The following is a 14,052-nucleotide window of genomic DNA, read 5'->3' as shown; positions in this document are numbered from 1 at the left end:
TCACGCGGCCTTGCCGGCGCCGGCCTTCAGCAGGTCCAGCGCCACATCGACGATCATGTCCTCCTGCCCGCCGACCATCTTGCGGCGGCCCAGTTCCACCAGGATGGCACGGGTGTCGATGCCATATTCCTGCGATGCCTTTTCCGCATGGCGCAGGAAGCTGGAATAGACGCCGGCATAGCCCAGCGCCAGCGTTTCCCGGTCCACGCGCACGGGACGATCCTGCAAGGGGCGCACCAGATCCTCTGCCGCGTCCATCAGGGCGTTCACGTCGCAGCCATGGTTCCAGCCCTTGCGGTCGGCCGCCGCGATGAACACCTCCAGCGGGGCGTTGCCGGCACCTGCGCCCATGCCCGTCAGGCTGGCATCGATGCGCACGGCCCCTTCCTGGGCCGCCACGATGGAATTGGCCACGCCCAGCGACAGGTTGTGATGGGCGTGGATGCCGCGCTGCGTCTCCGGCTTCAGCACCCGATCATAGGCCCGCAGCCGGTCGCGCACGCCATCCATGTCCAGCGCCCCGCCGCTGTCGGTGACATAGACGCACTGCGCGCCATAGCTTTCCATCAGCCTGGCCTGCTCCGCCAGCCGTTCCGGCTCGATCATGTGGCTCATCATCAGGAAGCCGGACACGTCCATGCCCAGATCGCGGGCAATGCCGATATGCTGCTTGGAGACGTCGGCTTCGGTGCAATGCGTGGCCACCCGCACCGACCGCACGCCCAGTTCATAGGCACGGCGCAGTTCATCGGCGGTGCCGACGCCCGGCAGGATCAGCGTGGTCAGGACGGCGCGGGACAGGACGGATGCCACGGCCTCCAGCCATTCCCAGTCCGTATGGGCGCCGAAGCCATAGTTGAAGCTGGCGCCGGACAGGCCGTCGCCGTGCGCCACCTCGATCGCGTCCACGCCGGCACGGTCCAGCGCGCTGGCGATGGCCTTCACATGGTCCAGCCCGTACATGTGGCGGATGGCGTGCATGCCGTCACGCAACGTCACATCCTGGATATAAAGCTTGTCGCTGGCGGGGTTGAAGCCGGTCATGCCGCGTTCCTCCCGGCGGCGATGCGCTGGGCCAGCATATCGCCCGTGGCCTTGGCCGCCGCCGTCATGATGTCGAGATTGCCGGAATATGTCGCCAGATAATCGCCGGCCCCTTCCACCTCCAGGAAGATGGAAGTCTTGATGCCGGTAAATTCACCCTGGCCGGGGATCTTCAGGCGGTTATTGTCGCCGAACCGCTCGAACTGCACCTCCTGCTTCAGGCGGTAGCCCGGAACATAGGCCTGCACCTTGGCCACCATGGCATGCACGGCGGCGCGAATGGCATCCTCGTCGGCACCCTCGGACAGGGTGAAGACGGTGTCGCGCATGATCATCGGCGGCTCGGCCGGATTCAGGATGATGATGGCCTTGCCGCGGGTGGCACCGCCCACCTTCTCGATGGCGCTTGCGGTCGTGCGCGTGAATTCATCGATATTGGCGCGCGTGCCCGGACCGGCAGAGCGGGAGGCGACCGACGCGATGATCTCGGCATAATGAACCTTGGCCACGCTGGAAACGGCCGCGACCATGGGGATGGTCGCCTGGCCGCCGCAGGTCACCATGTTCATGTTGCCCTGGTTCAGGTGCGCATCCAGGTTCACCGGCGGCACCACGAACGGGCCGATGGCGGCCGGCGTCAGGTCGATGACCTTCTTGCCGTCGGCGCGCAGGGCCGCGTCATGCAGCTTGTGCGCATAGGCCGACGTGGCGTCGAACACGATGTCGATGTCGGGATAGCAGGGCATGGCCCGCAGCCCGTCCAGCCCCTCATGCGTCGTTGCCACGCCGCGCTCGCGCGCCAGGGCCAGCCCTTCGGAAGCGGCATCGATGCCCACCACGGCCGCCAGTTCCATGTTCCGGGGATATTTCACCATCTTGATCATCAGGTCGGTGCCGATATTCCCCGACCCGATGATCGCGGCCTTCACCTTGCCCACGCCATCCTCCCTCGCTGCCTCAGGCGGGAACGCCGTTCCGCCACGCCGGACGATAGGCGGCAGAGCGGCGGCGGGCAAATTTCAGAACCCCATCAACTCCCGCTCAGCGGGAATTGATGCCAATCAGACCACAGCCTGCCCTGCCGCCATGCGGGCAAAGGGCTCCACAGGCCGATAGCCATCCCGCGGCCGGCCGGCCATGCCCGGCGACCCGCAGGATGCGGCATCCGCCCGCGCCATGCCACTGGCCTCCCCGCCCGGCAGCGGCTATAGCATCGGCATGCACGATCTGCCCGCCCTTCCCATCGATGATGCCCTGCCGGCGCTGCTGTCGGCGCTCGACACCGGCACGACCGCCGTCCTGCAGGCCCCGCCCGGCGCCGGCAAGACGACGCGCGTGCCGCTGGCCCTGCTGGACCAGCCCTGGCGGGGGGGTGGCAGCATCATCATGCTGGAACCCCGCCGGCTGGCGGCAAGGGGGGCCGCCCGGCGCATGGCCGCGATGCTGGGGGAGGAGGTCGGGCAGACCGTCGGTTACCGCGTGCGGCTGGACAGCCGCGTGTCGGCGGCAACCCGGATCGAGGTGGTGACGGAAGGCCTCTTCCTGCGCCGTCTGCAATCCGATCCGTCGCTGGACGGGGTGGCCGCCGTGCTGTTCGACGAATTCCACGAACGCAGCCTGGATGCCGATCTGGCGCTGGCCTTCTGTCTGCAATCGCGGGCCCTGCTGCGTGACGACCTGCGGCTGGTCGTGATGTCGGCCACGCTGGATGGCGGTCCCGTGGCGGCCCTGCTGGGCGACGCGCCGCTGATCAGCTCGCAGGGCCGCGCCTATCCGGTGGAAACGCGCTGGGCCGAGCCCGGTCCGACCGACCGGCCGGACGAACATATGGCCCGCACCATCCGCCGCGCCCTGGTGGAAGAGGAAGGCAGCCTGCTGGCCTTCCTGCCGGGCAGCGGCGAGATCCGGCGGGTGGAACGGCTGCTGGCCGGCGGGCCGCTGCCCGCTGGTACCCTGGTCACCCCGCTTTACGGCGACATGACGCTGGAAGCGCAGGACAGGGCCATCCGCCCCGCGCCGGCCGGCCAGCGCAAGCTGGTGCTGGCCACATCGATCGCGGAGACCAGTCTGACCATCGAAGGCATCCGCATCGTCGTGGATAGCGGCCTGTCGCGCCTTCAGCGCTTCGACCCGCGCAGCGGCATGGGCCGGCTGGAGACGTTGCGCGCTTCCCGCGCATCGGCGGACCAGCGGCGGGGCCGCGCCGGGCGCCTGTCGGCCGGCATCTGCTACCGCCTGTGGTCGGAAGCGTCGGACCGCGCGCTGCTGCCCTTCACCACGGCAGAGATCACCCGCGCCGATCTGGCGCCGCTGGCCCTGGAACTGGCGCAATGGGGCATCGTGGATGCGGACGAGCTGGCGTGGCTGGATGCCCCGCCGGCCCCGGCCCTGGCCCAGGCGCGGCGCCTGCTCCAGCAACTGGGCGCGCTGGATGACGGGTTGCGCATCACGGCGCACGGCAAGGCCATGGCCGGGCTGGGCGTGCATCCCCGGCTGGCGCATCTGGTGCTGCGGGGCCGCGCGCTGGGCCGCACACGCCTGGCCTGCCGCGTGGCCGCCCTGATCGGGGAACGCGACATCCTGCGCGGCGGCGGGCGGCGCGATGCCGACCTGCGCACCAGGCTGGAACATCTGGACGAACGCGGGCGGTGGGGCGAGGTGGAGCGCTCCGCGCTGCACCAGGTTTTGGATCAGGCGCGGCAGTTGGAGCGGCAGGCCGGCGGCCCGCCCGGCTCCGTCGATCACGACGATGCCGGGCTGCTGCTGGCCCTGGCCTATCCGGACCGTATCGGCCAGCGCCGGCCGGGAGCGGCCGGGCAATTCCGTCTGTCAGGCGGGCGGGGTGCCATGCTGGACCCCACCGACGCGCTGGCCGCCTGCGACCTGCTGGCCGTGGCCGATCTGGACGGCCAGGGGCGCGACGCCCGCATCTTCCTGGCCGCCCCCGTCAGCCAGCCGGCACTGGAAGAAGCCTTCGCCGACGATATCCGCATCCGGACGGAGGTCGCCTGGGATCATCGGGAACAGATGGTGCAGGCCCGTCGCCGGCGGCGGCTGTTCGAACTGTCGCTGAAGGACGAGGCACTGGCCACCCCGCCGGCCGACCTCGTGCTGCCGGCCATGCTGGAAGGTATCCGGTCCATGGGGCTGGGCTGCCTGCCCTGGACGAAGGAACTGGAGGGCTGGCGCCGCCGCGTCGCCTTCCTGCACCGTGCCGCGCCGGAACGGTGGCCCGATATCGGCGATGAAGCGCTGCTGGACGGGCTGGAGACCTGGCTGGGACCCTATCTGTCCGGCGTCACGCGCCGGTCCCACCTGGACCGGATCGACCTGCATTCCGCCGTGACAGGCCTCCTGGACTGGAACCAGCGCCAGGCCATGGATGCGGAAATCCCCACCCACCTGACCGTGCCCACCGGCAACCGCATCCCCATCGATTACAGCGGGCAGGAGCCGGTGCTGGCCGTGCGCCTGCAGGAACTGTTCGGGCTGGCGGAAACCCCACGCCTGGGCGGCGGCCGCATTCCCGTGCTGCTGCATCTGCTGTCGCCGGCCCACCGGCCCGTGCAGGTGACGCGCGACCTGGCCGGATTCTGGTCCGGCTCCTACCGTGAGGTGAAGAAGGAACTGGCCGGGCGCTATCCACGGCATTACTGGCCCGACGATCCGCTGATCGCCGAACCGACGGCCCGGGCCAAGCGGCGCGGGACGTGACAGCCCGGCCGGAAAGCCGGGACCGTGAAATTCAAGGGCCCCCGGGTCAATGAAAAGGGGCGCACCAATGAAAAGGGGCGCCGGCCCAACGGAACGGCGCCCCCTGCCTTTATCGTGGTTTCCCCCTGCCCTCAGGCCGCGGCGGTGGTTTTCCGCCCGGCGCGCACCGCGTCATTCTCCAGGATGAAACGGCGCACACGCGGCTCGATATCTTCGCGCCATTTGCGGCCGTTGAAAATACCATAATGGCCGACGGACTTCTGAAGATGGTTGTGCTTCTTCGCCGCGGGAATGCTGGAACACATGGTATGGGCCGCGATGGTCTGGCCGGGGGCCGAGATGTCGTCCAACTCGCCTTCGACCGTCATCAGGGCCGTCTTCTCGATGGCTGACGGATCGACCGTCATGCCGCGCCACTTCATCCGGCCCGTGGGCAGCGCGCGCTCCTGGAACACCTGATTGACGGTCTGCAGATAGAATTCCGCCGTCAGGTCCATGACAGACAGATATTCGTCATAGAATTTCCGATGCGCCTCCGCACTGTCGCCGTCGCCCTGCACCAGATGGCGGAACAGCTTCAGATGCTCGCCCACATGGCGGTCCAGGTTCATGGACATGAAGCCCGTCAACTGCACGAAGCCCGGATAGACCTGGCGCAGCGCGCCGGGATAGTAGAACGGCACCGTCGTGATGACATTGCGCTCGAACCAGCCGATATCCTTGTCCTCGGCCAGCTTGGTCACCACGGTGGGGGCCGCCGCCGTATCCAGCGGGCCGCCCATCAGGGTCATGGAAGATGGCTGGCACGGATCGTCCAACTGGGCCATCAGCGCCACGGCGGCCAGCGTCGGCACGGCCGGCTGACACACAGCCATGACATGCGTGTTCGGCCCCAGATGGCGGATGAAGTCCATCACATAGTCGATGTAATCTTCCAGATCGAAGCGGCCGCGCGACAGCGGGATCAGCTTGGCATCGTGCCAATCGGTGATATAGACATCGTGATTGGGCATCAGCGCCTGGACCGTGCCGCGCAACAGCGTGGCGTAATGGCCCGACATGGGCGCCACCAGCAGCAGCTTGGGATCATCGGTCGGCGCCGCCCGCTCGAACCGCACCAGATTGCCGAACGGCCGTTCCACCACGACACGTTCCGTCACCGCCACGTCACGGCCATTGATGCGCGTCGTGGGCAGGCCGAAATCAGGTTTGCCCCAGCGGCGGGTCGTGCGCTCAATCAGTTCGGCACCAGCCGCCACGGCGCGCCCCACCTGGGTATAGGAGGCCGGCAGAAACGGATTCTGGAAAGTCTGCTGCGTGGCTTCCGCCATCAGGCGCAGGGGCGTCAAGGCGGCATGATGCAGATCGTACAGGTGATAGAGCACTGACAATTCCCTTTCGACCCCGGCCCACCCATCCGGATGGGTCCCCAACCCAACCAATCGCGTTAAGCCTTTTTCACGAGGCTCAGCCACGCGGCATAGCCTATCCGTTCAAACAGATGTTGCAACAGATAAATAACGAAACAGTTAAGACCTTCCCGAAGGAGACGGGAAGTCGCAAGCCGGTGTGACACCGGTCTCACCTGCCCATTGATTGGGCAATATTAATGCAGACATACCCGGATACCGCGCGCGGTGTAAGCATTCCGCTGGAATCCCGGTTCAAACATGCGAATGGATTCCGCCCTGCCGGACGGTTGGCGACGCCCGGTGCCGGGCCACCCGCGGGCCCGCCGGTGGATGTCACAGGCTGCGCCGGGATCGCAGGGCCGCGGTCAGCGTGCCATCGTCCAGATAATCCAGTTCGCCCCCGACCGGCACGCCATGCGCCAGCCGCGACAGGCGGACACCACAGCCGGCCAGCCGGTCGGACAGGTAATGCGCCGTGGTCTGGCCACCAACGGTGGCGTTGAGCGCCAGGATGACCTCCCCCACCTCCGGCCGTGCCGCACGGTCCAGCAGGGCGGGGATGGACAGATCGTCCGGCCCGACCCCGTCCAGCGCCGACAAGGTACCACCCAGCACGTGATAGCGGCCGCGATAGGCGCCGGTCCGTTCCAGGGCCCACAGGTCGCCCACATCCTCCACCACGCACAGCAGCGCGCCGTCGCGCGTGCCGTCGGCGCAGATATGGCAGGGATCGCGGCTGTCCAGGTTGCCGCAGACCGAACAGGTGCGGATACCCGCCGCTGCGGCCGTCACCGCCTCCCCCAATGGCAGCATCAGGCTGTCCCGGCGCTTGATCAGGTGCAGCGCGACACGGCGTGCCGACCGCGGCCCAAGACCGGGCAGCTTGGCAAGCAACTGGATCAGGCGGTCGATTTCAGGTCCGATCATGCGGCGACGCTACAAGATGTTCGCCGAATGTTCCAGCGCAAAACGGGACCCGCCGGACGGGGCATGCCGCGGGCGGCGGGCACGGGGGATCAGAACCCCACGGCGCAGCCGCCCGGCTTCACGACGCGGTCCACGCCGGGCGGATACTTTGCCCATTTCTCCCGCGATCGCGGGGGGCGCGCGGCGAATCCACCCCCACAATTGGGGCAGCGGCCCTTCAGCACATCCTCCACACACGTCCGGCAGAACGTGCATTCGAAGGAACAGATCAGGGCATCCGGACTGTCGGCCGGCAGGTCCCGGTCACAGCATTCGCATCCCGGCCGCATTTCCAGCATCTTAACCCTCCACACGGGCGCACTCAGGGTCAAAAGGCCGCCCCGCAGAACCTGGGGCGGCGCCAACATGGAAAGGCCGTTGCCCCTCCGGAACGGATCAGAACGGCATCTTGAAGCCGGGCGGCAGCTTCAGCCCGCCCATCAGCGAGTTGGTCTGCTCGGCCATATAGGCTTCCACCTTCGCCTTGGCATCGTTGAAGGCGGCCGTGATCAGGTCCTCCAGAACCTCCACATCCTCCGGATCGACGGCGGCCTTGTCGATCTTGATCCCGCGCAGTTCGCCCTTGCCGTTCAGCCGGACCTGCACCATGCCGGCTCCGGACACGCCCGTGGCCTCATGCTCGGCCAGCTTGGCCTGCATTTCCTGCATCTTGGCCTGCATCTGCTGGGCCTGCTTCATCATCTGGCCGATATTCTTCATGGCTCAGAAGTCTCCTTCATAATCGCCCTCATCCAGGGGCGGCGGGGCATCGAAATAAGGGTTGTCGGGCATCTCGTCACCCCCAAAAGCGTCCAGCGCCTCGGGAATCTCCGGTTCGGCCTGCGGCGGCGGGGGCAAGGCCACCTGCGACTGGTCGATGATCCTGTCAATCCGGGCGCCGGGAAAAGCCGCCAGCACGGCCTTGACCAGCGGATGCTCGGCCGCTTCCGCCCGCTGGCGCTGCTCGGCCTGCCTTTCCTGCTCCGCGATGGTGGGCGCGCCCTGGGCACCGGAAACGGTAACCACCCAGCGCCGGCCCGTCCATTCGGTCAGCAATTGCCCGACCTTGCCCGGCAAATTCTGGGGACAGGCGGGCTGCAACCGCAGCTCGATCATTCCGCTTTCAAAACGGACCAGATGGACCGATGCCCGCAACAGGCCGGCCAGCACCCCTTCCCGCTTGTCCAGGAACAGGTCGGCAACGGCCTGGAAACTGGTTGGTTCCGGCACCGTTTCAATTTTTTCCGCCGGTACGGGTGCCGGCAGCGCTGCCGGACCACCGGCATAGGCACGGCCGCCGGCCACCATGGCCATCGGCGCCCCGTGGGTCGGCCCCGCATGAACAGCGGGGCCGGGACCGGCCGAGAATCCACCGCCAGCGCCACCACCGCCACCGGCTGGCGACGCAGCGGCCGCGTGCAGGGCACGGGCCGCGGCTTCCACCCCGCCGGCCTCATTGATCTTGCGGATCAGATCGGACGGGCTGGGCAGGTCCGACGCATAGGAAAGCCGGATCAGAACCATTTCCAGCGCCTGCATGGGCACGGGTGCGTGCTGGATCTCCCCCAGCCCCTTCAGCAGGATCTGCCAGGCCCGGGCCAGGGACGGCATGCCAAGCCTCTGCGCCAGGGCCACGCCGCGCGTGCGCTCATCCTCCGGTATCGACACATCGTCGGCCGTACCGGGCACGACACGCGCGCGCGTCAGGAAATGCGTGAAATCCAGCAGATCCTGGGCGACGACGATCGGATCGGCCCCGCAACGATGCAGGTCGGTCAGGATATCCAGCGCATCCGCCGGCCTGCCTGTCAGCGTCGCTTCGAACAGGTCGATGACACGGGTGCGGTCGGCCAGGCCCAGCATGTCACGTACCTGAGCCAGGGTGACCGTGCCCCCGCCCAGCGCGATGGCCTGGTCCAGCAGCGACAGCCCGTCACGCACCGACCCATCGGCCGCCCGCGCGATCTGGGCAATGGCGTCGGCTTCCACCGGCACGCCTTCCCTGTCGGCCACGCGGGTGAAATGACCCGACAGTGTCTGATGGTCCACCCGCCGCAGGTCGAATTGCTGGCAGCGCGACAGGACCGTCACCGGCACCTTGCGGATCTCGGTCGTGGCGAAGACGAACTTCACATGCGGCGGCGGCTCCTCCAGCGTCTTCAGCAAGGCGTTGAAGGCGCTTTTCGACAGCATGTGGACTTCGTCGATGATGTAGAGCTTGTAGCGCGCCGAGGACGGAGCATAACGCACGCCCTCGATAATCTCCCGCACATTGTCGACGCCGGTATTGCTGGCGGCGTCCATCTCGATCACGTCGACATTGCGGTCGGCGGCAATGGACACGCACATCTCGCACACCCCGCAGGGGCTGATGGTCGGGCCACCCTGCCCGTCCGGCCCGATGCAGTTCAGGGCACGGGCGATGATGCGGGCCGTCGTGGTCTTGCCCACCCCGCGCACGCCCGTCAGCATATAGGCCTGATGGATGCGGCCCGACTGGATGGCGTTGCGCAGCGTGCGGACCAGCGCATCCTGCCCCACCAGCTCATCGAAATTCTGCGGCCGGTACTTGCGCGCCAGCACACGGTAGGCGGCGCCGGCGGCGGAATGGCTGGTCGCTGTCGTCTCGTCGGTCACGGGGCTTGATCCCAAGGCGCGGAGGAATGGCCGCACTTTAGTGCCCGGTCGCGGCCGACGCCAATGATTTAGCGCCCGATCCGGCAAAACCGGGGCCAACATCATGAATTCAAAGGAATTTGAAGGTGGGAGGCTGGACGAACGACCCGAGCCGAAACTCGTTACGGCTGCTTCCTTCCGGACCTGACCGGGTTGGCGAGGGACTCGCCCGTTGCCAACCTCCCGACGCCTATATCGGCGAGACGGGCGCCAAAGACAAGGGGGATTCCGCCGGGGCCGGTCTGACGCCAACGCATTGGCGGGCCTGCGCCGGCCATGTCACGGTCCAAAACCATGATGACACCGAACTTCTACACCGGCAGCGGCCTGGACCGCTCCGCGCACCGGCGCAAAGACGCGCAGTGGCTGGCCGACCGCCTGCGTCAGGCCCCGGCCAGCCGCATCATCCCATGGTGGCGCGGCCAGCATCTGGTGACAGGGCCGGACGAAGCGCCGCAGCCGGCCTTCCTGCCGGCCGATGCCACATGGTGGACCGCGCATCTGGACATGCCGCCGCTTTACCTGGGCGATATCAATGGTTTCAGCTATTTCGCCGTCGATCTGTCGCCGCTGGAGGATGCCGGCAGCCATGGAGAAATAGCGCGGCTGGGCCGGCTGGTGGAATTGCGATCGCTGGGCATGCGCATCGACCGGCACCTGGGCGGGATCTATGCCTATATCCGCGCCCTGCTGCTGTGGCATGGCCGCCACCAATTCTGCGGCGCCTGCGGGTCGCCGACCGAGGCGGCGGACGCAGGGCACAGCCGCCGCTGCACCAGCCCCGCCTGCGGCATATCGCATTTCCCGCGCCACGACCCGGCCGTGATCATGCTGGTGCATGATGGCGGCGACCGCTGCCTGCTGGGACGCCAGTCCCGATTCCCGCCCGGCATGTATTCAACCCTGGCCGGATTCGTGGAACCGGGCGAAAGCCTGGAGGAGACGGTTGCACGTGAATGCATGGAGGAGGCGGGCGTTCCCGTCACCGACATCCGCTATCATTCCAGCCAGCCCTGGCCCTTCCCCGCCTCCCTGATGCTGGGGTTCCACGCACGGGCGACGGGCTTCGACGTGCGTCCCGACCAGGAGGAACTGGAGGATGTGCGGTGGTTCAGCCGGGATTACATCCTGAACCCGCCGCCGGGCGACGAATTCCGCCTGCCGCCCCGTGACAGCATCTCCCGGCAACTGATCTCGTCCTGGTTGCGCGGATAATCCGCCGCTGCCATCCTGCCAGCCCGTTTCGTTCCAGCCGGAGTGAATGCCCAGATGACCGACCCGTCCCTGCCCGCCACCAGCACCGTGGCGGCGGAACTGTCCACGGTGCGCGATTTCCTGCGCTATGCCGTCAGCCGCTTCAACCGGGCCGGGCTCGTGCATGGCCATGGCGCCGTCACTGCCTATGACGAGGCGGCCTTCATCGTGCTGGAAACGCTGAAGCTGCCCGTGGACCAGCTCGAACCCTATCTGGATGCCAGGCTGATCCCGGCCGAGCGCCTGGCCCTGGCGGAAATCATCCACCAGCGTGTCATCACCCGCAAGCCGGCCGCCTATCTGACCAAGCGCACCTATATCCAGGGCGTGCCCTTTTATGTGGACGACCGGGTCATCGTACCGCGTTCCTTCATCGGAGAATTGCTGTTCGGGGATTTGTTCGGCGGGGAACAGGATTTCACGCTGGTCGATGACGTGACCGAGGTGGAAAAGGTGCTGGACCTGTGTACCGGATCCGGCTGCCTGGCCATCCTGGCCGCCGGCATCTTCCCGCTGGCCCAGGTCGATGCCGTGGACCTGTCGCCCGATGCGCTGGAGGTGGCCCGGATCAATGTCACCGACCATGGTCTGGAAGACCGGGTGAAGCTTCACCAGGGCGACCTGTTCAAGCCGCTGAAGAACAGGAAATACGACCTGATCCTGACCAACCCGCCCTATGTCGATGCCGATGCCATGAAACACCTGCCGCCGGAATACCGGGCGGAACCGGCCATGGCCCTGGCCGGCGGGGGCGAGGACGGGATGGATATCGTCCACCGCATCCTGAAGGACGCGCCCAAGCACCTGAATCCCGGCGGCGGCCTGCTGGTTGAGATCGGCACCGGCCGCGCGGCCCTGGAGGAGGCCTATCCCGATGCCGATTTCCTGTGGCTGGAAACGGAACTGTCCTTCGGCGAGGTGTTCTGGATCACGCGCGAACAGTTGCTGGAGCTTTGATGCGGCCGGCGGGTGCGGCAGGCAGGTCCCCAAAGGGCTGGACCTGCCGCGGCACCTGCCGTACACCTGATGCCGTTCCCTCATATGGTGGTCGTCATGCCATCATGACCCCAAGCCGTAGCAACGCCCCAAGCATCAGCCCATGCCCGACGCCCTCTCACAGCCCTCCCCCCTGACGCCGCTTGCGGCGGCACAGGACGTGCTGCGGCGCGTCTGGGGCTACCCGTTGTTCCGCGGCATGCAGGCGGACATCGTGGAGCATGTGGCGTCGGGCGGCGATGCGCTGGTGCTGATGCCGACAGGCGGGGGCAAATCGCTCTGCTACCAGATCCCGTCGCTGGTGCGGCCGGGCGTGGGAATCGTGGTCTCCCCCCTCATCGCGCTGATGCGCGATCAGGTGGATGCGCTGCGCCAGCTGGGCGTCCGCGCCGCCTATCTCAATTCCACGCTGGACTGGCGCGAGGCCATGGAGGTGGAGCGGGCCTGCGAGCGGGGCGAGATGGACCTGCTCTATGTCGCGCCCGAACGGCTGGTGACGCCGCGCTTCCTGGAATTGCTGGAACGGTCGCGCATCGCGCTGTTCGCGCTGGACGAGGCGCATTGCGTCAGCCAGTGGGGCCATGATTTCCGGCCGGAATATCTTCAGCTTTCCATCCTGCACGAGAAATTCCCCGATGTGCCGCGCGTGGCCCTGACGGCCACGGCGGACGCCCAGACCCGCACGGATATCGCCAACCGGCTTGGCCTGACCGATGCCCGCCTGTTCCTGGCCAGCTTCGACCGCCCCAACATCGCCTACCGCATCGTGCCCAAGGACCAGGAGCGCCGGCAATTGCTGGATTTCCTGCGCCGCCGGCCGGAAGATGCGGGCATCGTCTATTGCCTGTCGCGCGGCAAGGTGGATGCCATCGCGCAATATCTGGCCGATCAGGGGATCGATGCCCTGCCCTACCATGCGGGGCTGGACCCGGCCACGCGACAGGCCAACCAGGACCGGTTCATCAAGGGCGAGGGCGTGGTGATGGTCGCCACCGTGGCCTTCGGCATGGGCATCGACAAGCCCAATGTCCGTTTCGTCGTGCATATGGACCCGCCGCGCTCGCTGGAAGCCTATTACCAGGAGACCGGCCGCGCCGGCCGCGACGGGCTGCCGGCCGAAGCGCTGATGCTCTACGGCTTCGCCGACGTGGTGCAGATGCGCATGATGGTGGAAAGCTCCGACAGCCCACCGGCCTTCAAACGGACAGAGCGGCAGAAGCTGGAGGCCTTGCTGGGCTTCTGCGAGACGGCCCGCTGCCGCCGCCAGACGCTGCTCACCTATTTCGGGGAGGAATATCCCAAGCCTTGCGGCAAGTGTGACACCTGTTTCCAGCCCGTGGAAACCTATGACGGCACCGTGGTGGCGCAAAAGGCGCTGTCAGCCGTCTATCGCACGGGACAGCGGTTCGGCGTGGGGCATCTGGTCGATGTGCTGCGCGGTACAAGCACCGACAAGGTGGTCGAACGCGGCCATGACAAGCTGAAGACCTTCGGCTGCGGATCGGACCTGTCCAAACAGGAATGGCATTCGGCCTTCCGGCAATTGGTGGCCAACGGCTATCTCTGCGCCGACCCGGAAGGACATGGCGGGCTGATCCTGGCGGAAACGGCCACGTCCGTGCTGAAGGGGCAGGAAGCCGTCCGCCTGCGCCGCGACCCGGCATCGGAAGGGCGCGGCCGGTCCGCCACACGCGGCGGCAGCCCCCGGCCCAGGACCTCCACCGCCGACCTGTCACCCGCCGACGACACGCTGTGGCACGCGCTGAAGGCCCTGCGCCTGGAACTGGCACGTGAACAGGGTGTGCCCCCTTATGTGATCTTCCATGACGCCACGCTGATGGAGATGATCCGGGAGCGGCCGACCGAACTGGACGAGATGGGCAGCCTGCAGGGCGTCGGCGCGCGCAAGCTGGAACGGTACGGTGCCTATTTCCTGGATGTGATCCTGGCCCACAGCTAGAGCACCGACCCTTCATGCTGCAGGGGATAC

11 protein-coding genes and 1 other RNA gene are annotated in these 14,052 nt (G+C 67.2%); 4 read left to right on the top strand and 8 right to left on the bottom strand.

All coding sequences use genetic code 11. The features are described from left to right. Together dmpG and ABC728_RS06215 are read right to left on the bottom strand one after the other, a co-directional pair. A complete protein-coding gene (gene dmpG / locus ABC728_RS06220) occupies positions 1-1,044 on the bottom strand; it encodes a 4-hydroxy-2-oxovalerate aldolase (RefSeq protein WP_416619127.1) in 1,044 nt (347 codons plus the stop codon). Next, the gene (locus ABC728_RS06215; RefSeq protein ID WP_416619128.1) at positions 1,041-1,982 is read right to left on the bottom strand and encodes an acetaldehyde dehydrogenase (acetylating); all 942 of its coding nucleotides are present in this window, start codon (positions 1,980-1,982) and stop codon (positions 1,041-1,043) included. Before ABC728_RS06215 ends, dmpG begins: the two co-directional genes overlap by 4 nt. Before the next feature lie 280 nt (positions 1,983-2,262). On the opposite strand from ABC728_RS06215, the gene hrpB reads away from it, so the two are divergent. Beyond that, a complete protein-coding gene (gene hrpB / locus ABC728_RS06210) occupies positions 2,263-4,758 on the top strand; it encodes an ATP-dependent helicase HrpB (RefSeq protein WP_416619273.1) in 2,496 nt (831 codons plus the stop codon). Between the two features lie 131 nt (positions 4,759-4,889). On the opposite strand, the gene ABC728_RS06205 is transcribed toward hrpB, so the two are convergent. The 6 genes from ABC728_RS06205 to ffs form a co-directional block, all read right to left on the bottom strand. Next, positions 4,890-6,143, bottom strand: coding sequence for a polyhydroxyalkanoate depolymerase (locus ABC728_RS06205; RefSeq protein ID WP_416619129.1), 1,254 nt, complete (start codon positions 6,141-6,143; stop codon positions 4,890-4,892). Positions 6,144-6,503: 360 nt separating this feature from the next. Next, entirely contained in the window at positions 6,504-7,097 is a 594-nt protein-coding gene (gene recR, locus ABC728_RS06200) for a recombination mediator RecR (protein ID WP_416619130.1), read from the bottom strand. Positions 7,098-7,186: 89 nt separating this feature from the next. Next, positions 7,187-7,435 (bottom strand): DUF1272 domain-containing protein, encoded by a 249-nt coding sequence (locus ABC728_RS06195; protein ID WP_416619131.1) that lies wholly within the window; start codon positions 7,433-7,435, stop codon positions 7,187-7,189. 97 nt (positions 7,436-7,532) lie between these two features. After that, on the bottom strand, positions 7,533-7,856 hold the full coding sequence (locus tag ABC728_RS06190; RefSeq protein ID WP_416619132.1) for a YbaB/EbfC family nucleoid-associated protein: 324 nt from the start codon (positions 7,854-7,856) through the stop codon (positions 7,533-7,535). Between the two features lie 3 nt (positions 7,857-7,859). Continuing rightward, positions 7,860-9,773, bottom strand: a complete 1,914-nt coding sequence (locus ABC728_RS06185; protein WP_445376381.1) for a DNA polymerase III subunit gamma/tau — start codon at positions 9,771-9,773, stop codon at positions 7,860-7,862. 125 nt (positions 9,774-9,898) lie between these two features. Then, positions 9,899-9,996: signal recognition particle sRNA small type (gene ffs / locus ABC728_RS06180), an RNA gene on the bottom strand. 110 nt (positions 9,997-10,106) lie between these two features. Here ffs and nudC point away from each other — a divergent pair. The 3 genes from nudC (at position 10,107) to recQ (ending at position 14,022) form a co-directional block, all read left to right on the top strand. Next, positions 10,107-11,027, top strand: a complete 921-nt coding sequence (gene nudC, locus ABC728_RS06175) for an NAD(+) diphosphatase (RefSeq protein WP_445376380.1) — start codon at positions 10,107-10,109, stop codon at positions 11,025-11,027. Positions 11,028-11,081: 54 nt separating this feature from the next. Beyond that, positions 11,082-12,023 carry a 50S ribosomal protein L3 N(5)-glutamine methyltransferase gene (prmB, locus tag ABC728_RS06170; protein WP_416619135.1) on the top strand — a complete coding sequence of 314 codons (942 nt, stop codon included), beginning with the start codon at positions 11,082-11,084 and terminating at the stop codon, positions 12,021-12,023. 142 nt (positions 12,024-12,165) lie between these two features. Then, positions 12,166-14,022 (top strand): DNA helicase RecQ, encoded by a 1,857-nt coding sequence (gene recQ / locus ABC728_RS06165; protein ID WP_416619136.1) that lies wholly within the window; start codon positions 12,166-12,168, stop codon positions 14,020-14,022. Positions 14,023-14,052: the final 30 nt, after the last annotated feature.

The sequence above is a fragment of the Niveispirillum fermenti genome (assembly GCF_052474395.1).
The sequence above is the reverse complement of the archived record's forward strand: the minus strand, read 5'-3'. Positions and strand labels throughout refer to the sequence as shown.